Consider the following 18,969-nt stretch of genomic DNA (forward strand, 5'->3'; position numbering starts at 1 on the left):
CATGCTGGAGACGGGAACAGGCCATGGATCAAACGATATTGGCGCGGCTCGATCGGCTGGAATCGCGCGAGGAGATCCGCCAGTTGATCTCCAAATATTCATTGGCACTCGACATGCGCGACATGAACGCGATGGCTTGCCTGTTCGTGCCCGACGTCAAGGTCGGCAGCCAGGGGCAGGGGCGCGTAGCCTTGCGGAATTGGCTGGACCAGACGATGCGCCAGCAATTCGAGGGCACGTCGCATCACGTTGGATCGACGATCATCGAGTTCATCGACACCGAGAACGCCGTCGGCATCGTTTATTCGAAGAACGAGCACGAATGCAGCGGCGAGTGGGTCATCATGCAGATGATGTATTACGACCACTATGAACGCCGCGACAGCCGCTGGTTGTTCCGCCGCCGCCAGCCGCTCTATTGGTACGCCACCGACCTCAACAAGCCTCCCACCGGTCCGCGCAAGATGCGCTGGCCTGATCGTGACGCCTATGACGGCTCCTTCCACGACCTGTTCCCGTCCTGGAAGGAGTTCTGGGCTCGCTCGACAGCGAAGGAAGGATTGCCGGAGCCCGCTCCGCTCGAGGCCTTCATTGAAACCATGCGCAGAGGCAATGAAGTCCGTGGCAATCGCGTGCGCTGACGGCATCATAAGGGATCGGCTGTTCGCGCCGTTCGCCATGGGAAACCTCGCGCTTGCCAATCGCATCGCGATGGCGCCGATGTCTCGCTATTTCTGTCTGGATGGTGTGCCGCACGACCAGGTAGCCGCCTATTACCGTCGGCGGGCCGAGAATGAGGTCGGGCTGATCATCACCGAGGCCACCTATATCGGCCATCCAACGGCGCCCAGCTACGAAGGTGTGCCCTGGTTTCACGGCGAGGCGGCGCTTGCCGGGTGGGCCAGGGTTTGCGCGGCCGTTCATGCCGTGGGCGGCAAGATCATTCCCCAGCTCTGGCATACGGGCAGCTTCCGCAATTCCTCCATGGGCCCCCAACCGGGCGTGCCCGGCGTGGGCCCATCGCAGAACCTCAATGCGTTTACCGGCCATCCCGAAGCGACGAGGCCAATGTCGCTTCAAGAGATCGCCGAGGTGATCGCAGCCTTTGCGGACGCGGCCGGCGCTGCTCGCAAAATCGGTTTCGACGGGATCGAGATCCATGGGGCGCATGGCTATCTGATCGACGAATTCCTATGGGGCACCTCCAATCGCCGTGTTGATCGCTATGGAGGAGACCGCCGAAACCGGACGCGTTTCGCCGTAGAGGTGGTCAAGGCCATCCGGGACCGCGTCGGGCCTGACCTTCCCATTTCGTTTCGCTACTCGCAATGGAAGCAGCAGGACTACAAGGCGAGATTGGCCGAGACGCCTGCCGAGCTTGCCGATATCCTCGAGCCGCTCGCCGCTGCCGGCGTCAGCCTGTTCCACTGCTCGACGCGGCGGCTGTGGGAACCCGCCTTTCCGGAGGAGGGCGACATGACGCTGGCCGGCTGGACCAGGAAAATAGCCGGCCTGCCCGTCATCGCCGTCGGCGGGGCGGGACTGGATCGAGCCGGCCTGAATGCGGCGAGGGCAGCTTCCCTGGCGCAGATCGAAAAGCCTCTCGAACGTGGTGAATTCGATATTCTGGCCGTCGGCCGGGCCTTGCTGGCCGACCCGGCCTGGGTGCGTAGGGTCAAGCAGGGCAGGGCGGAGCAGGGGCCGGGTTACACGTCGGATTTGCTAGACACGCTGATCTGAAACGATTGTGACACCGACGATCGCTTTCGTGCCATCTCGTGGAACGTAAAGCCGCCCTCCGGCAACCGGAGCGGCTTCCCTCTCGAAAATGACTGCGATCGGACCTCTTTACATGATTTGTCGGGGTTCGCCGAGAATGACGGCGCTGTTGAGGACCAGGCGAACGAGCTCGGACTGGCGCGTAATGCCGCTCTTGGAGAAGATCGACCGCAGATGCGCACGCGCCGTGTTCCGGCTGATATCCAGGGAACTGGCGGCATCTTCGAGCGAGAAACCGGCAGTGAGCTGACGCGTGACGGCGGCTTCCGCCGGCGTGAGATCGAAGATCTGCCGAACCAGCTCGCCTTCCACGCTGTGATTGGCCTCCTGGTCGCGGATATAGACAGCCACGGCCGAACTCGCCGCGGCGGCGCTGTCCTGGCTGCCGCGAATGGGGCGGACGATGACGCCGAGATTGCGCAGGCCGGACTGCTTGGTCAGCGACAGGCCGCGCGGGGCACTGCCTTGCCCCCGTTGAACGGGCTCCAGGGCGTCCTTGATGAGCTTCTGCAGATCCCGGTCTTCACCTGTCGAGTTTGCCCTCAGCCGATTGGCCCGCAGTTGGAGACCATCGCGGGCTTCCAGGACGCGTCGGGCCGTCTCGGACATGCGAATGACTTTGCCGGCATGGTCGAGGATGACGACACCGACATAGAGGCGGTCCATGACATGGGAGAACAATGTGCGCTCGACTTCCGATGTCCCCATCTTCCAGGTGGTCTCTACGCTGCGCACGATTTGCGACAGGAGAATCTCGCATACCGAGCTGGCATCGTCGTCGAAGCCTGCCGCCATGCGATCGCGAAACACCCAAAGCGTGTAGCGCACGGAACCGTCTTCGTTGAGAAGCGTGACGGACAATGGACGGCATCGTTCCGTCAGATAGGACAATTGCGCCGGCCGGCTCAGCAATGTGCCCGAGGCATCGGTCATGCGCTCGGCGATTTCGGTGAAGACGTAATAGGTCTCTTCCGTGCGGCTGCGATCGTCGATGACCAGGACAGTGGCGTAGGCGTCGAATTGCTGCCTGATCAATTCCAGGGAATGACGCAGCGGCTTGCCATTGAGAATGGCCTCGGACACCCCATTGAGGAAACGGCCAAATTCCACAATCGAACGGGCATGAAAGGTCATTCGAAACTCCCCGGATATGAATAGGCGTGCGCGCGTATGCTCGCGGCTCATGCCAGAGCATCGGCTGATAGGATGGTCGAGATTTGATTTTGCTCAGGCGGGCTGTGGGTCGGGTGGCGCAGGCGGGGAGAAGGAAAGCGGCCGGGTGCCGGTCCCAATCCGTGAGCCGGCCGGGCTCACGCAAAGTCCCTCTTGCGTGATCATTGCGCTTCCTCCCCGAATGCGAAATGACTATCTGACGACAATGTCATTAAATCAACGTACTGTCAAATTTAAAGGTAGTACGTTGATTTTTTGACGCAATGCAAAAAAGGCAAGAGGCATGTACCGCGCGCACAGAAAAGGGCCGGTCTTGCGCCCGGCCCTCCCACTTGGTCCTATCGCTATAGCTCCCGGTGTTTCGCTACGAACGGCAATCGGCTCGCTCGACCAGGCCATCCTCGCGGGGCTGATAGACGTTCTTCACTACCTTGATCGATTCGGGGGCCGGCAGGAAATGGCTCTTTGCGCTGGCCTGGATCGGCCCGATGAGCAGGTCGACCCTGGAGGCATTGTCCTGCAGCCATGCGGCAATGGCCTTGCCGTCGGAGGCACCCGAACCATTGATGGCGGCCGCGAGCACGAGTGGCTGGATGTAATAGGGAACGAGAGCCGAAGGGCCTCCCATGCGATCGATGTCGGCCACCTGCTGCCGGGCGCGCTGGGCGAATTTGGCGAAGGCAGAGGTGCCGACCTTGTCGCTCGGGCAATAGGTCATCCCGACGAACTGCACGCTGTAGACGTCGTTGAACAGGTCCTTGCCGCCGACTTCCGCGATACCGACGGCATAATTGGTCATGGTCTGGCTCGCAAAGACCGGTACGTTCCAGCCGATATCGGCACGATTTTCCAGGAGCTTGCGCGAGTCGTCGCTCAGCGAATTAATGAGCAGGATCGCCTCCGCTCCGGAATTGCGCATCTGGAACAATTGCGGGGTCATGTCTTCGGTGCGGAAGGCGAATTCCTGCACGGCGGTCGGCTCGACACCGCGAGACTTGAGATAAGCCACGATCTCGGCGATGGCCGCCTTGGACATGCCACCATTGTCCGAAATCAGGGCGAGCTTGTTGAGCTTGAGCACGTCGAGCGCATAGTCGATCGAGGGCTTCATCTGGTTGAGGCCCGTCACGGAACTCGAGAAATGAAACGGCCCGATTTCGGGCGTAAGCTGCGTCGACGCCGCCGTGGTGACCTGGGCAATATCCTTCTCCGTCGATACCGGGACGATGGGCATTGTCTCCTGGCTGGTGACGGGCCCGACCAGAATCTGCACCTTCTCGTTTTCGATCAGGCGGCGGGCCTCGCTGACGCCGTGGGTCGGGTCGGTCATCGTGTCGCCTAGCACCAGTTCCGCTTTCCTGCCGAGCACCCCTCCGGCGGCATTGATGTCTTCGATGGCCAGTTTCCAACCCATCTCCGCCGTCTTGCCGATGGGAGCGCCGCCTCCGGTAAGGGATAGAACCCCGCCCACCTTGAAGGCCTCCTCGGCCCTGCCAGGGCTCGCCGGCAGCGTCAATGCAGACGTCATGGCAAGAGTTGCAACCAGATATCCGACCGTGGACCGGCCTTTTTGGACGTGCATATGCGTTTCCTCCGCTTGCTCCGTACGATAACCAGCCACAGCCCCTTGCATAGGGCATCGTCCGCTTGGACGAGGAATTGTCGCACGTGCGAGGGCAGGTCGTCGGCGGGCAATCGATCACCGCGTCGGGTTTTTGGACCCGATAGTCCAAGTGGACGATTTCATGGATTGGGCACGGGTGCAGCCTGGCCTTCAATCAGGTCTCTTGAGCCGAGCGGGAAGATTCAGTGAAGATACTCATTGTCGGGGGAACAGGGATGATTGGTGGTCACGCCGCCTTCCATCTGGCGGCACTCGGGCATGAAGTCGTCCTGGCCGCGCGCAAGCCCGTGGCGACGCAATCCCTGCTGGCCGGATTTCCCGTGATCGTCGGCGATTATACGAGCGGAGGCATTGCGCTGGAGGACCTTGCCTCGTTCGACGCGATCCTGTTCGCTGCCGGCAATGATATCCGCCATGTCCCGAAGGAAGAGGACGAGAACGAGTTCTGGCGCCGCACCCAGATCGACGGCGTGCCCGCCTTTGCCGCTCTGGCCAAGAAGGCAGGCGTCAGGCGCCTGGTTCAGCTCGGCAGCTATTACCATCATGTCATGCCGCACCTGGCCGAGACCAACGCCTATGTCCGGGCCCGTAAGCTCGCCGATGAACGTACCCGCGCCCTGGCGGGGTCGAGCTTCAATGTCTGCACCTTGAATCCGCCCTCCATTGTCGGGGCGATGCCCGGTGCTTCGGCGCGGCGCTATCAGACCCTGGTGAAATGGGCCGAGGGCGACATGCCGCAAATTCCCGATTTTGCACCAGCCGGCGGCACGAACTACATGTCCGTTCGCTCGCTTTGCCAGGCGATCGAGAGCGCGTTTGAACACGCCCAGCCCGGCAAGGCCTATCTTGTCGGCGATCAGAATCTGAGTTTTCGCGCCTTCTTCCAACTCGTCTTCGATGCGGTGGGAAGCGATCGGCGTCTCGAGGAACGCGATGAAGAACATCCCTTCCTGCCGGACGCATTCATCGTGCCGGGGCGGGGCAATGTCCTGGCCTATGAGCCGGATGCAGAGGAGACGAGGCTTTTGGGCTATGCGCGCGATGATGTGCGCGCGGCGATCCGAAGCATCATCGAACAGGTCAAGCCTTCTGCATGAGCATGGACGACGCTGCAGCCGAGACGCTGGCGAGCGTCGAACTGCGCCTCTTGGCGGAGCGTTATGCCATGGCGGTCGATAGGGGTGACGGCGCGCTGTTTGCCGCCCAATTTACGCAAGGAGGTGTGCTGGTGACGCCGGCTGGCAGCTTTTCGGGGCGTGCCGAGCTCGCCACCGTGCCCGAAATCGTGAGTAGCCGCTATGAGCACACGCATCATGCCGTCGTCGGCATGGTTCCTGTGTTTGATGGTGATCGCGCCAATGCACAAACCTACTGCCATGCGCGCCATTTCTATCGCACCGGGGCCAGGGAAGGGATGTGTTACGAGATGACCATCCGGTACGACGACGAATTCGAACGCGCGCGGGGGCGCTGGCTGCTTTCACGCCGAGCCCTGACGGTGGTGGCGGAGACCCGCTTTTCCGCGTGTTAACAAGCGGTTATTGCAGTGGGAGTGACCAAGGCATGATTTCCTCGGATGAGATGTCGATACTCGGGGTGAAGGATAAAGTCGCGGTGATCACGGGCGGCGGCGCCGGCATCGGGCGGGCCATTGCCGAGCTGTTCGCCCAGGCAGGCATGCGGCTGGCGGTTGCGGAGATCGATCCGCAGCGCGTGAAGGATGTTCGCCAGGCGCTGGAGGCGATGGGCTGCGACTGTCTCGTCGAGCAGTTCGACGTGCGCAAGAGCGCCGATGTTGCCTCTTTTTTCGGTCGGGTTCAGGAGCGCTTCGGGCGGCTCGACATAGTGGTCAACAATGTCGGAGATTATCTCGGCTTCAAATCGGAATTCGTGGATTCGTCCGAGATGGAATGGCAGGCACTTTATGAAGTCAACCTGCTGCATATGCTGATTGTGACCAAGGCCAGCATTCCGCTCCTGAAGATGAGCGGCGATGGCGGTAGTATCGTCAATGTCTCTACCATAGAGGCATTTCGCGGCATTCCTCTTTCCGTGGTCTATTCCGCCTTCAAGGCTGCGATTACCGGCTTTACGCAAAGTCTTGCGGTTGAACTCGGCCAACACGGCATACGCGTCAACGCTGTGGCGCCGGAAACCACCGATACGGCGCAGATCACCGCGACATCCAGAGTGCCGGCGGCAAACAAGGACCATCTCAAGCGCTGGTTCCCGATCGGCCGCTTCGGGACCCCTTCGGACTCGGCGGGGGCCGCCTTGTTCCTGGCTTCGGATCGGCTTTCGGGCTGGGTCAGCGGATCGACGATCGTCGTCGACGGGGGCGCTCTCACCGCCGGCGCCTGGATGCGTCTGCCAGACAATGGCTGGACGCATCTGCCCATTATTCTCTCCGACGGCTACACGGTGCCGGCATAAGATGCTTTCGACAGGGCCGGATAGCTGCAGAAGGTCTGCGCCTTCCCTGCGCGTCTTTGCGATTTGATTGAGCCCACTTCAAATCGCAGAAGCCTGCCTAACCAAAAAGCCAGAGCAAGGATCGCACGGCTTTTCTCAAGCGGCTATATATAGGCAGACAGCCGCAGAAGAGAGCGAGTGGCGGCAATGCTTTGCCGCCACCTTGCTGCACGGGATGATTGTCTTTGGAAGGAGGTGCTTCAGAAAGTGCGCTTGATGCGCAATCCGCCGAACCACAGATTGTAGTGATCGAAGCCCTTGGTGGGCCCTGATGCGATCTTGCCGCCGCTGACGCGCCCCGTCTCATAGGAAATCATCGGGGTGATCGAAAGATCCTTGGTGACCGAATAGACCAGTGAACTCGTCAGGATGAGGTCACTGTTCCCCAACGAAGCGGTGTTTGCGAATACGCCGTCATATTTGGCGTCGTAGTAGGATGCGATGAGATCGAGGTTCAGCGACGGTGTCAGGCGGGCGGACAGTTCGGCGGTTACCGACCATCCCTTGCCGCTCCGTATCTGCCCCGAATTCGTTCTGAAATAGTCGGATTGGGCAAGCCAGGTGAGATTGCCGCCGAGATAGTTGAGGGCACCGTCGGCATATTGGCCTTCGATGATGAGGTAGCCCTTGATCGCCGGTATGTTGATCAGGGCGGTCGCGCCGGCGGCCCAGCCGAATTTGCTCTGCCTGGGCGTTACATCCTCTGCGGTGCGAAACTCATGGGCAGCGGCCTGAACGGCGAACGATCCCCAGTCCTGGGTATATCGCAGCTGGCCGACGAGATCGGGCAGGCGTTGCCCGCCCTGTTTGATGGGAAGCTGCCCGCCACTGGTGAGCGTGCTCATCTGGCGGTGATCCCGGCCGTCTTCGATTGATACGGTCGCCAGGAAGCCATTACCGAGTTCGGCCGTATAGGCGATGAGATTGGATCTGGCGTTATTGGCAAAGTAGTTGGCAAATACCGAATATCCGTATTCGGCGTCGTAAAAGCCGAAGAAGGAATGGGCATATCCCGCGGTCAATCCGCCATACTGGATGAAGGCGCGCCAGAGGACGAAGCTGTTCGGGTTGTAGCTGCCGCCACGGCCCTGCTGGCTGATGGGATGGCTGTCCATCCAGGTTTCGACATAGGAGCGCAGCACACCGTAGTCCGTCTGGGTGCGGGCATCGAATGACAGACGCATCTGGGCATTGAACGCCGAGCGATCATCGTTTCTGCCAAACCCGGTGCCACCGTAGACGCGGTAGCTTGCACGCATGTCACCGCCGATCTTGAGGCAGGTATCGGAACCGGGCAGATAGAAAAAGCCTTTGCCGAACTGCGAACAGACCTTCACATATTCGACAGCACTCCCTTTTTCCGCAGGAAGATCGCTGGCTAAGGCTGCATTTATTGACGTGATTCCGGCGATAACAGCGACTGCGGCTGCTTTACGCTTCATTGTTCCTCCCTCCACTGACAATACGAAACCACACAGGCCACAAGTCTGCTGCTTGCAGTCACAAGGCTTGTTCGGATTTCAGCGCTGTACTTATTCTTGAGTTGGCGAATTGGGACTTCTTGTTTCTGCTGCCGACATAGGAGGCCAAGAGCATTGATTGGCCACGCTAGCGTTTGCCGCGCGCTGAACATCGTCCGGTTGGACTATCGCTGTAGTTGCGATCGTCATTTTGGAAACGCCCATGGCGTGCATCCATAGCGGCATCGCTTCTCGATGCCGATCGTAAGGCCGCCAACCGCGACGGCCTGAAAAGGACGGGACACCAATACCCAGTCTGGTGTCGCACCGGCTGAAATAGCAGCCGACGCCTGACAACTCAGTGGCATGTTACGGCAGGTCTTAGATGAGCTCCATTCGATGCAGCTTTATACTAAGGCGGCGTTCGTCCGAATTGATGCCGAGCGTCTTGGGACTAATCGCGGTGTCCATGCCGATCGAAATTTCCAGTATCGAACCTGCCGTGGCCGGTGGGAGGGCAATCTGCAATTCGCACGTTTCGGCGGTTGCCAATACCATTTTCTCGGTGAGGCCGACGGGTTGTGAAGAAATAACCAGTTCCTGTGGGTGATCCGCATCCGGTACAAAGGCGCTGAGTGTCAGAACCAGTGTCGTTGCCGTCCCGTCATTGCAGGCAGGTACCTGAAGAACAGCCAATATGCCGTCGCTCCAGACGCCATCCGGTTCTGTTCCGCTCCAGCCGAACACGCAATAGGGTTGGATATTCGTCGTTGCTTCGCCTCGCGAGAGCGGCGAGAGGGCAGTGGCCGTCGCGGGCGGCGGAAGCCCCCAGTTCGCCCCGAATAGACGACGCACCGGGAGACCTGGGGAAGGAAGACTTGGCGTTTGAACGGCTTGATTGAGCAGGTCCCCCCAGAAGGGAGCGCTCGAAGCCCTGCCATCGATGCGCTGAAACGGGCCAACCACGCCGGGTTCGACAAACTCCACATCGGGGTCGATCAGCCGGCTGGCGGGCTTGTCGAAATACATGGCTTCTGTCGCGACACTTGATGAAAGAGTGACGACTGCCCCAAGCCAGGGAGCCGTCATCAAGGCGTAGATGTTGTCGCGCGTAAAGCGGCTTCTGGGCAAGGCGCGATGCAGCGTCGCAAGATCGGGATTGCCAGGAGCATAGGGATGCGGCTTTAGCAGAATTTGGCGTCCGGCAGCGATCTCGTTCAATCGATGGGCAAAAGGCGTTGCGCTTTGAATGCGGCTCCCGGCAATCAGGCTGCTGTCATCGGGAACTTGTCCTGCGAACACGATTGCCTCCGGCTGGGCAGGGAGCGGCTGAATTCGGGCTCTAAGGTCTGCTGCGCCGGCAGCAATCTGTTTTGACGGAACGGATTGTTCGGCAAGCAACGTCTGGAGCACGGGATCGTTGCTGCGCATTCGCAAGAACAAATCCTCACAGAAGCGGATGGGATCAATCGAGATATCGATCAGTCTTTGTCCGTGTGCATGCAGACCACGTATGAGATTGGGAGGCATCTCGAAGCCCAGCACCAGATCAAAGGCTCGAAGCCGAGCAAGTGTCGGCATGATCAGGTTGCTGACGTCAGGGTGGGAAAAGACATGCGCCCAGCCACTTTTGTCCCGCGGCCAACCATGCCGTGCTGCGAGATCCTCGAGCAGGGTGGGGCCGCCATCCGCCAGGATCGAGACACGCTCGACCTCGACGCGAAGTGGTCGCAAAATCTGAAGGAACCGATTGTAGAACCAGTGGCCAATGACGGGATCGGCTTCCGGCATTCCGAGCACGCTGGAACGAAAGATGTCGTGGATGGTTGCTATTCTCATCGGTCTTTATTGGCCGAAAGGTGTTGCGGGAAATATAGTTGATCGGCGTAGAATTCGGTAAATTTTATCGATGCCGGAAGGTGTGGCCAATAGCAATGCAGGATAGGGATCAAGATTGGATTATCCTGGATCTTTGATCCCAGCTTTGATGGGGTATGCATATCATCTGAAACAAAGGATGCGCTGTAGGCCAGATTCTATATGGGAGCGCCACAACGACAGAGATGCTCGCCGACGATACGGTATCCGCTGTGTCACCATCTCGGCGCCCTGCCGGAATCAGGGGATCGGTGACGCCAGCATTTTACAAGTGGAAGGCGCAATACGGCGGCATGAATGTATCGCCGGCCAGGCAGATGAAGGGATGAGAACGCCGAACTCAAACCGATGCTAGCGCATGTGATGTTCGACAATGTCGCGGAGGGATCTGGTGGGAAAGAAATGGTGACGCCCCCTGTCGCGCGGAAAGCCGTCAGCACATCCGGTCGAACCCAGGGAATGAGCGACCGGCGGGCATGTGAAGCCGTCGGCTGCGCTGCCGCCGCATGATGATCCGATGCAAAACACTCGCTCCAACTACGCCACGCTTCGGGAGCGTAAGCAAGTCATTGCACACGAACGCCGCCGTTTCTGCCAGGGTGCCCCTTGCGTGAGGTTGCGACCGTGGGCTTCTCCAAAGGTAGGAACGTTGCTGGCATGAACCCTGGCGGATGGGCGCGGCAGCTTGTCTGTCTTGAGGAGATTGATCTTCGTTCGGGAACGGGCCGATGTAAATCGAATGCTCTCAGACGACCCTCTTTTATCTGGATTTGTTCAAAGATAGCCGCTGGTGGAAGCAAAATCCGAGAAAACTCAAAATAGTGGTGGCGAGGACTTCGATTGTTTACGGAGCGTCCTTTACACTGGCCCGCAATTGCCTGAGAATCCAAGATGGCGCAGCGATCGGGTCCACAATGCTGCGCTCATAAAGAAAAACGTCACTCACTTCGATATCAACACAACAAGAAAGTGATTGAACATGCTTGAAGAAGACACGAGTTTGCTCGACCTGACCGCCGACATCGTCTCCGCCTATGTAGCCAACAATCAGGTCGCCACAGCTTCCCTCGCGGATCTGATCCGTTCGGTGCATGGAAGCCTTACTGGTCTGAATAGTCCAAAGCCGGTTGAAGCGGACAGACCGCTGACGCCTGCCGTTCCGATCAGGAAGTCCGTCACCCCGGATCATCTGATCTGTTTGGAAGACGGTCGCAAATTCAAATCGCTGACGCGGCATCTGCGAACAGCCTATGACCTGACGCCGGTGCAGTATCGGGAAAAGTGGCGGCTACCCAGCGACTACCCCATGGTTGCACCAAACTATTCGGCTCATCGCTCTCGCCTCGCAAGGGAACTCGGCCTTGGCCAAGTGCGCCAGAAAGCCAAGAGCGAGCCACCGCCGCCTCCCGCCCCAAGCAAGGGCAGAAGGAAAAAGGCGTCATAGACGTTCGTCACCTCGGTCTAATGACGATCCCGATCTCGCCGGCTCCAGCAGGGCCGGCGAGTACGATCCAAGCCAGGTAGATGGAGCTCAAGCTTTCCCTGAAATCGTCCAGGATTGCACAGGACAGGGATTCCCAGTGCTTGACAGTTGCGACCCTGTCACCCTAGCGTCACGTCGACGGTTCCCCTCGGGGATAATAGGGAACGCGGAGAAGTGAGAAATCATTTCGAACCGCGGCTGCCCCCGCAACTGTAGGCGGTGAGTCCTTCGTTACATGCCACTGGGATCAGGCCCGGGAAGGCGACGAGGCGTACGACGACCCGTGAGCCAGGAGACCTGCCGTCACAATGGTCACGCGCGGTAACATTGGGCGGGGGTCCTCAATGGTGGTCGATCCAGATGTCCTTATGGGACAGCGGGAGGGACTTCAATCGCAGTGACGGCCATTGGCTATCCTGCTTGAGGTCTTCATGGACTCGACTATTTCACGCCTGCAACGCGCGGTTTTGACAGCCGGCATCGTTGGGACGTCCTGCATTCTGGCGACGCATGCTCTGGCGCAGAGTGCGGGAACACCGCCCGAGCCGATCGAACTGGATCCGGTCTATGTCAATTCTGCCACGCTGACGCCGACACCTGCCAGTCAGATAGGCAGTTCGGTCACGGTAATCACCGCAGACGATATCGCCAAACAGCAGCGGCGCACCGTCAACGATGTACTGAGCACCGTGCCCGGCCTCAATCTCGTGCAGTCGGGCGGCCCAGGCACCCAGACCTCCATCTTCATGCGCGGAACCAATTCCAACCATGTCAAGGTGCTCATCGACGGCATCGATGTTTCCAATCCTGCCGTTCCCAATGCTGCCGCCGATCTTGGCCAATTGCTGACCGGTGACATTGAGCGCATCGAAATTCTGCGTGGACCGCAAGGCGGACTCTATGGCGCCGACGCCATCGGAGGCGTCATCTCGATCACCATGAAGAAAGGCTCAGGCGCCCCCAAGCTGACGGCCAGTGTCGAAGGCGGATCACATGGCACGTTCAATCAACGCGCGGGAGTGGGCGGCTCGGCTTCGATTTTCAACTATACCTTCGGTATCGAGCATTTTCGTTCGACGGACACGCCGGTCACGCCCTGGGAACTTCTCGTATCCGGCACCGTCGCGCGCCCCAACTACTATGACAATTACACCTATTCCGGCCGGGTCGGTGCCGATCTGACGGATAATTTCTCCGTCAACGTCATTGCCCGCTACACCGACTCCAAGCTCGGTTTCACCAGCGACGGCTATGGAGCGTGCTTTTGCGCGCCCAACCCTTCGCGCACCTGGCTGTCGAACCATCAATTGTTCACGCGGGCCGAGGGTATCTGGCATTCGCTCGATAATCGCTACCGAACCATATTCGGCGTTTCCTACAGCAATCTATGGAGCCGGAACGTCTATCCGCCGGTGACCTTCACGGCGCCGAGCGCGGCAACCGGCGAACGGCTGAAGTTTGACCTGAGGCAGGAGATTGCCCTCAGCGACAATTACAAGGTGCTGCTCGGCGTCGAGCACGAGCGCTTCAGCCTGGATCTGGGAAATCTCAAGGCTTCGGATGTCGACAACGCAGCCTATGCCCAGTTGGAAGCAAACCTCTTCAAGGGCTTCACCGTGGCGTCCAACATTCGCTATGACCATTACAATAGTTTCGGCGGTCACTTCACCTATCGCCTCGCCCCGACCTACACCTTCGATCAGACCGGAACCCAACTGAAGGCCAGCGTTGGCACGGGCTTCAAGGCACCGACCTTGAGCCAGCTCTATCAGAGTTTTCCAGCCTTTGGTTTCTACGCCAATCCCGACCTGAAGCCGGAAGAGAGCACCGGCTATGATGTCGGTTTCGAACAGCCCTTGTTCGATGGCGAGGTTCGGGTTGGATCGACCTATTTTTACAACAAGATCAAGAACCTCATCATGGCCAATGCCGATTTCACCACCAATATCAACATCGGCAGGGCCGAAACGCATGGCAACGAGTCCTTCATCGCCTGGAAGGTGAACGATCAGCTCGATCTGAGGGCGGACTACACCTTCACCATCGCCAAGGACGAGGACGAGAACCAGGAATTGCTGAGGCGACCGCGGCACAAGGTCAGCCTGCAGGCGAACTGGTCGCCGATCGACCAGCTCCACCTCTCCGCCACGTTGCTCTTCGTCGGTTCCTGGGTCGACGGTAACCGTGATTTCTCGATCCGACGCATGCGAACTCCCAGCTACACGACGGTGAACCTCGCGGCCGATTATGATCTGAACGACAAGATCAATCTCTACACGCGCGTCGATAACCTGTTCGACCGTCGCTATCAGGAACCAATTGGTTTTCTTCAGCCGGGCCTCGGGGTCTATGGCGGTGTTCGGGTGCGGGCGTTTTGATGCGCCGATCTCGGGGTCCGACCAGAGCAGCGTCCACTTTCTGGTGGCCTGCCTGGTCCTCGCGATGTCTGGTATCGGACAAGCCAGCGCCGAGACTCCGGTGTCTGCGTCTCCACCACCCAAACGCGTCGTCTCCATCAACATGTGTACGGATGAACGTCTGCTGCTGCATCGTGTGGGCATGAATGTCGCTGAATACGATGTCCTGCAGGGTCTCCAGGGCGTGCGCGGACAGATCCGCCAGGTCGCCAGGCTCGTCGGAGAGCCGGACAGGGGAGAAGCTATCATCCGTGAGATGGACGGGCGCCTGGAGGCCTTATTTCGTCATGACAGAAGAGGAGCGCTTCCGCCACGACTGCAGATATGCTCGCCGTTGGCGGGTCGGCTTGCGCAAGAGACAGGCGGGCCATGCCTCTTACGGGCTGAAGACCAGAACCAGGAAGACGAAGAACACGCCAAGATGCACTGCGCCCTCAAGCATCGTCGTTCTGGTGCCTGTGAAGGTGAGCGTCGAAAGCATCAGCGTCATCGCCAGCAATATCATGTTGGTCGCTGAAAGCCCGAGCACCACATTCTGTCCGGTCAGGAGACCGATCACGAGGATGGCCGGCACGGTGAGGCCCAGCGTCGAGGCCGCCGCACCGAGACATAGATTGATGGCCCGCTGTAGCTGATTGGCCGTAATGGCCCGCAAAGCCGTGATGCATTCGGGTGTAAACACGATCATGGCGATCAGAATGCCGCCGAGCGCTGTCGGGGCGCCCAGGCGGGCGATGCCGAAGTCGAGCACTTTTGCCAGGCTTTTCGCCAGCAGAACGATCGGCAGGATGTTCAGCAAAAGCAGGAGAAGATGGGGCACGATCGGGCCGTCGTCGGCTGCCTCCTGGATCCCCGTGTCCTCCTCTTGTACTGGAGCGGTTTCCGCAGACGGCTCGCGGTAGAACTCGGCGTGGCGGCCGGTCTGAAGCACCAGGAAGGCGCCATAGAGCATGAGCGTGAAGATCGAGAAACTGATCGCCTGGAAGCGCGTCAGGGAGCCGTCGCTGACGGAGGTGGTGAAATTCGGCAAGATCAGGGGGATGACGGCCAGCGGAATGATGATCGCAAGATAGGATGCCGCGCCCTTCAGATTGTAGCGCTGGGCGAAATGCTTCATGCCCCCGAGTAGAAGACCAAGCCCGACCACCCCGTTGAGAACGATCATCAGTACCGCGAACATCGTGTCGCGCCCGAGGGTCGGGGCTCCTTTGGCGCCCAGCATCACGGCGGAGATCAGCGCGACCTCGATGATGACGATCGCGAGCGTTAGGATCAATGTGCCGTAGGGCTCGCCGAGACGATGTGCCAGCACCTCCGCCTCGTGCACGACGCCGAAGGCGGTCCACATGATCACAGCCAGGAGCCACAGGAAGACCGCCACTGCGACAAGTGGCGTGTCGAGATGACCCAAAAGCGGGTCCGCCAGGAAATGGAAAGCGGCGACGCTGGCCCATGCGGTGACGAGGCGGAGAATCAGGATCGGCATGAAGGGGAGACCTCGAATGTCCAACGGGATGTCGGAGAATGGCCCGTCAATCGCTCCACGGCAAATCGAGCCTGAAGCGTTTTGCGATCAGACGAGGATACTGGAATTGCAACGAGGCATCGAAAACGGGGCTGGAGGGGAAGCGCTGCTTATGGTTCTTCTGAGATGCATCCCGGCAAGCATTTCGTTCTTCTGCTCTCAGGATTGGGAAGCATTGTCCCGCCGATGGAACAGGTAGCGGCAGGTGTCGAGGATAGGCTTTCCTATCTTCAAGTTTCGTAATGTGCAGGCGCAAGGTCTCGTCTACGGCTGGTGTTCCGCCTATAGATGACGTTGATGTGCGAATTCCTGCCTGCGCCGTTAAGCCCGATGATGGCAAATATCTCAGCGGGGCGGACAAGCAGGCTTACCTGCGCGAGCGTCGTGACGCCGCCGAAGGAGAGGCTGCCAGCCGCGGGCTGATGAACTATTCGGCCGCGACAGCCAGCGACCGCTCGGCTTCCAGCTCACGCACCAGTGGGATGATGTGCCTGCCGAAATATTCCACCTCTTCCTGGAAGTGCAGGAAGCCCAGGAGAATAAGGTCAGCGCCCGCATCCTTGAGGGCGATGACGCGCTCGGCGATCTGTTGCGGCGTGCCGATCAGATTGGAACGGAAGCCGTCATTATACTGCACGAGGTCCTCGAAGGAGGACTTGGCCCAATTGCCTTCGCCTTCGGGCGAGGCCTTGCCGGCGTTTTTCACCTCATGGGCGAAGCCGTGCACGGCATCAGGATTGGCCTTGGCGATGATTTCGGCCAGGACGGATTTGGCTTCCTCCTCCGTCTGTCTGGCAATGGCGAAGGCGTTGACGCCGACCTTGACGGAATGGCCATTCGCGGCCGCCTTGGCGCGAATGTCGTCAACCTGCTTCTTGATTTCGGCGGGCGTGTTGCCGTTGGTAAAATACCAGTCGGAGACCCTGGCCGCCATATCACGAGCCGCCCGCGAGGAGCCGCCCTGGAAGATTTCCGGCTGGGGGTCGATCGGCTTGGGCTTGAGATTGTAGTCGGTGAAACGGTAGAAATCGCCCCGGAAAGTGAAGTTCTCCTGGGTCCAGATTCCGCGCAAGGCGCGGATGAATTCTTCCGAACGACGATAGCGTTCGTCATGGTCAAGCCAGGGTTCGCCTATGGCCGTGAACTCGCCCCGGAACCAGCCGCTCACCACGTTCACCGCGACGCGGCCGCCATAGATATTGTTGATCGTCGCAATCTGCTTGGCGGCGACGGCCGGATTCCACGGCCCCGGCAGGAGAGCTACGATCACCTTCAGGCGCTCGGTCGAGGCGATCAGGGCCTGGCTGAAGGTCACGGGCTCGTGCTGGTTGTCGGCGCCGTAGCCCGCCGTGAAGCGAATCTGGCTGAGCGCGTAGTCGAAGCCGTTGTTTTCGGCGATCTGGGCAAGCTTGCGATTGTAGTCGATGTCCCAGCTCGTGCGCTGCTCGATATTGCTGATCACGAGTCCGCCAGACACATTGGGAACCCAATAGGCAAATTTCAGTGGTTCACGCTCGCGTGGCAAAGGGTTGGACGACATTGGCTTATCCTGGATCTGGGAGGGGCGGAGAGGTTCAGGCATTGACCGAAAGACGGATCGGGGCAGGGCGCGAGGTGAGCGCGGGTAGGGTGAGTTGTTGCCGGGCTTCGACCACAGCCCGATCGATCCGCTCCTGCACGGCCTGGCTGGTGAGCTCGTAGTCATCGAAGTCGGCATCGAGTGCGTAGACGGCGGTCGAGATCGTGCGGGCACCGAAAAAGCCGAATAGCGGTCGAAGTTGGTGCTCGGTCATCAGGCCGTGCAAAGGAGTACCGCCGGTGGCGGTGAGGACGACCGGCGTGCCGCGCAGGGCCCGATAATCGACGAGATCGAAAAGATGCTTGAGGGCGCCAGTATAGGAAGCGCGATAGACGGGCGAGCCGACCACCAGCAGGTCTGCATTTTCTACGCGTTGGACAACCGTGGCGGCACGATCCGAGAGGGTTGCAGCCGTCAACGAAGAGAACAGATGCGGTGCTTCGTCGACAAGTTCCAGCAGGGTAACGGCACCGAGATCCCCCAGTCTGTCCAGGATGTTCTGGACGAGGGCAGTCGTCCGGGACGGCCGCCTCACGCTTCCGGATATTCCGACAATCTTCAAGCCAGACATTGCGATCCCTTTGTTGTGCCATTAAGAATTTATAATCTATAGATTTTGTCAATTAATTATTTGGAGCACCTCGTTTGCAGGCTTGGCGCTAGCGTCCTGCCTTTGTTGCGGTATCAGTGATCAAAGGTCGGTCGGGTCTCGCTCGGCCGTAGGGCGGCACGCTCTCAGGCCGGCAGATTCACTCGCACATATGGGAAACGATCGATATGAGCTTTCAGGCAACGGCTATTCAAGGCGACAACAAGTCGGACTTCTATCATGATCTCGCCGCGCAGCTCGGTGCCCTTCTGCATGGAGAGCGCGACGCGATCGCAAATGCCGCCAACACCTCGGCCCTGATCTTTCAGATGGTGCCTCAGCTCAACTGGGCCGGCTTTTATTTCCTGCGCTCCGAAAGGGAGCTGGTGGTCGGGCCATTCCAGGGTAAGCCTGCCTGTGTGCGCATCGCCGTCGGGCGCGGCGTCTGCGGAAGTGCCGTCGAACGCGGCCTATCGGTTATGGTCGAGGATGTGCACGCTTTTGCGGGGCACATCGCTTGCGACGAGGCTTCCCGATCCGAACTCGTCGTGCCCCTCATGCGGGGGGACCGGATCTTGGGGGTGCTGGATCTCGACAGCCCGGTCGCGGGGCGCTTCGACCTCGCCGACCAGGCGGCTATGGAGGAACTCGCCGGGATCTATGTTGCTGGAAGCGAATGGGATCAAGCCATAACGCTACCGTGAGGTTCGATCAAAGATCGCGTCCTATCTCCCGACCGGGAGTGATCACAGAGCGCCGCCAAAATATATTTGCACACCTGCGAGGTTCATGGGCTGGAGAGCCGTAAACCTTCGTATATGTTGTTTGGCCCGATATTCGCGATACGCTGACCGGCGTAAATCCGCGTCCTGTACACGTGGATGATACTCCTAACGACCATCTCACCCGGCGCTTGTTGGCGTCGGGTTTTTTGCTTTGCCATCAACTCGATATGGCTTCGAACTGCCGCCGGAGTTCATTTTCCGTCCA

Annotated in this window: 15 protein-coding genes and 1 riboswitch; of the genes, 8 read left to right on the plus strand and 7 right to left on the minus strand. The window is 59.5% G+C overall.

What is annotated here, in order from left to right:
- The first annotated feature begins 23 nt into the window (after positions 1-23).
- Both ACZYTC_RS31620 and ACZYTC_RS31625 read left to right on the plus strand, forming a co-directional pair.
- Positions 24-641, plus strand: a complete 618-nt coding sequence (locus tag ACZYTC_RS31620; RefSeq protein WP_434960502.1) for a nuclear transport factor 2 family protein — start codon at positions 24-26, stop codon at positions 639-641.
- Positions 622-1,740 carry an NADH:flavin oxidoreductase gene (locus ACZYTC_RS31625; protein WP_434960503.1) on the plus strand — a complete coding sequence of 373 codons (1,119 nt, stop codon included), beginning with the start codon at positions 622-624 and terminating at the stop codon, positions 1,738-1,740. The genes ACZYTC_RS31620 and ACZYTC_RS31625 overlap by 20 nt, the downstream gene beginning before the upstream one ends.
- A 108-nt stretch (positions 1,741-1,848) precedes the next feature.
- On the opposite strand, the gene ACZYTC_RS31630 is transcribed toward ACZYTC_RS31625, so the two are convergent.
- Complete coding sequence (locus ACZYTC_RS31630; RefSeq protein ID WP_434960504.1) at positions 1,849-2,913, minus strand: helix-turn-helix transcriptional regulator; 1,065 nt, start codon at positions 2,911-2,913, stop codon at positions 1,849-1,851.
- A 403-nt stretch (positions 2,914-3,316) separates the two neighbouring features.
- Positions 3,317-4,480, minus strand: coding sequence for an ABC transporter substrate-binding protein (locus tag ACZYTC_RS31635; RefSeq protein ID WP_488991442.1), 1,164 nt, complete (start codon positions 4,478-4,480; stop codon positions 3,317-3,319).
- A 281-nt stretch (positions 4,481-4,761) separates the two neighbouring features.
- Here ACZYTC_RS31635 and ACZYTC_RS31640 point away from each other — a divergent pair, with 281 nt between their 5' ends.
- From ACZYTC_RS31640 to ACZYTC_RS31650, 3 genes are read left to right on the plus strand one after another with little or no spacing between them, the layout of a single operon-like run.
- A complete protein-coding gene (locus tag ACZYTC_RS31640) occupies positions 4,762-5,673 on the plus strand; it encodes an NAD-dependent epimerase/dehydratase family protein (protein WP_488991443.1) in 912 nt (303 codons plus the stop codon).
- Positions 5,670-6,107, plus strand: coding sequence for a nuclear transport factor 2 family protein (locus tag ACZYTC_RS31645; RefSeq protein WP_488991444.1), 438 nt, complete (start codon positions 5,670-5,672; stop codon positions 6,105-6,107). Before ACZYTC_RS31640 ends, ACZYTC_RS31645 begins: the two co-directional genes overlap by 4 nt.
- 32 nt (positions 6,108-6,139) lie before the next feature.
- Positions 6,140-7,009 (plus strand): SDR family NAD(P)-dependent oxidoreductase, encoded by an 870-nt coding sequence (locus ACZYTC_RS31650; protein WP_488991445.1) that lies wholly within the window; start codon positions 6,140-6,142, stop codon positions 7,007-7,009.
- A gap of 239 nt (positions 7,010-7,248) precedes the next feature.
- Here ACZYTC_RS31650 and ACZYTC_RS31655 read toward each other — a convergent pair whose 3' ends face one another.
- Positions 7,249-8,490 carry a porin gene (locus ACZYTC_RS31655; RefSeq protein WP_434960509.1) on the minus strand — a complete coding sequence of 414 codons (1,242 nt, stop codon included), beginning with the start codon at positions 8,488-8,490 and terminating at the stop codon, positions 7,249-7,251.
- 399 nt (positions 8,491-8,889) lie between these two features.
- Entirely contained in the window at positions 8,890-10,347 is a 1,458-nt protein-coding gene (locus tag ACZYTC_RS31660) for a hypothetical protein (RefSeq protein ID WP_434960510.1), read from the minus strand.
- Between the two features lie 1,018 nt (positions 10,348-11,365).
- On the opposite strand from ACZYTC_RS31660, the gene ACZYTC_RS31665 reads away from it, so the two are divergent.
- Complete coding sequence (locus ACZYTC_RS31665; RefSeq protein ID WP_434961343.1) at positions 11,366-11,830, plus strand: Ros/MucR family transcriptional regulator; 465 nt, start codon at positions 11,366-11,368, stop codon at positions 11,828-11,830.
- A gap of 161 nt (positions 11,831-11,991) precedes the next feature.
- A riboswitch (cobalamin riboswitch) is annotated at positions 11,992-12,188 on the plus strand.
- A 112-nt stretch (positions 12,189-12,300) separates the two neighbouring features.
- Entirely contained in the window at positions 12,301-14,247 is a 1,947-nt protein-coding gene (locus tag ACZYTC_RS31670; RefSeq protein ID WP_488991446.1) for a TonB-dependent receptor plug domain-containing protein, read from the plus strand.
- 415 nt (positions 14,248-14,662) lie between these two features.
- Here ACZYTC_RS31670 and ACZYTC_RS31675 read toward each other — a convergent pair whose 3' ends face one another.
- The 3 genes from ACZYTC_RS31675 to msuE all read right to left on the minus strand — a co-directional run bounded on the left by ACZYTC_RS31675 (position 14,663) and on the right by msuE (position 17,952).
- Positions 14,663-15,772: a calcium:cation antiporter gene (locus ACZYTC_RS31675; protein WP_434960513.1), complete on the minus strand. Its 1,110-nt coding sequence runs from the start codon at positions 15,770-15,772 to the stop codon at positions 14,663-14,665.
- A 466-nt stretch (positions 15,773-16,238) separates the two neighbouring features.
- On the minus strand, positions 16,239-17,351 hold the full coding sequence (gene sfnG, locus ACZYTC_RS31680) for a dimethylsulfone monooxygenase SfnG (protein ID WP_434960514.1): 1,113 nt from the start codon (positions 17,349-17,351) through the stop codon (positions 16,239-16,241).
- A 34-nt stretch (positions 17,352-17,385) separates the two neighbouring features.
- Entirely contained in the window at positions 17,386-17,952 is a 567-nt protein-coding gene (msuE, locus tag ACZYTC_RS31685; protein WP_488991509.1) for an FMN reductase, read from the minus strand.
- A gap of 215 nt (positions 17,953-18,167) precedes the next feature.
- Between msuE and ACZYTC_RS31690 the strand changes: the two genes are divergently transcribed.
- Positions 18,168-18,683, plus strand: coding sequence for a GAF domain-containing protein (locus ACZYTC_RS31690; RefSeq protein WP_488991447.1), 516 nt, complete (start codon positions 18,168-18,170; stop codon positions 18,681-18,683).
- Positions 18,684-18,969 lie beyond the last annotated feature (286 nt).

The organism is Labrys sp. F242, from assembly GCF_057813875.1.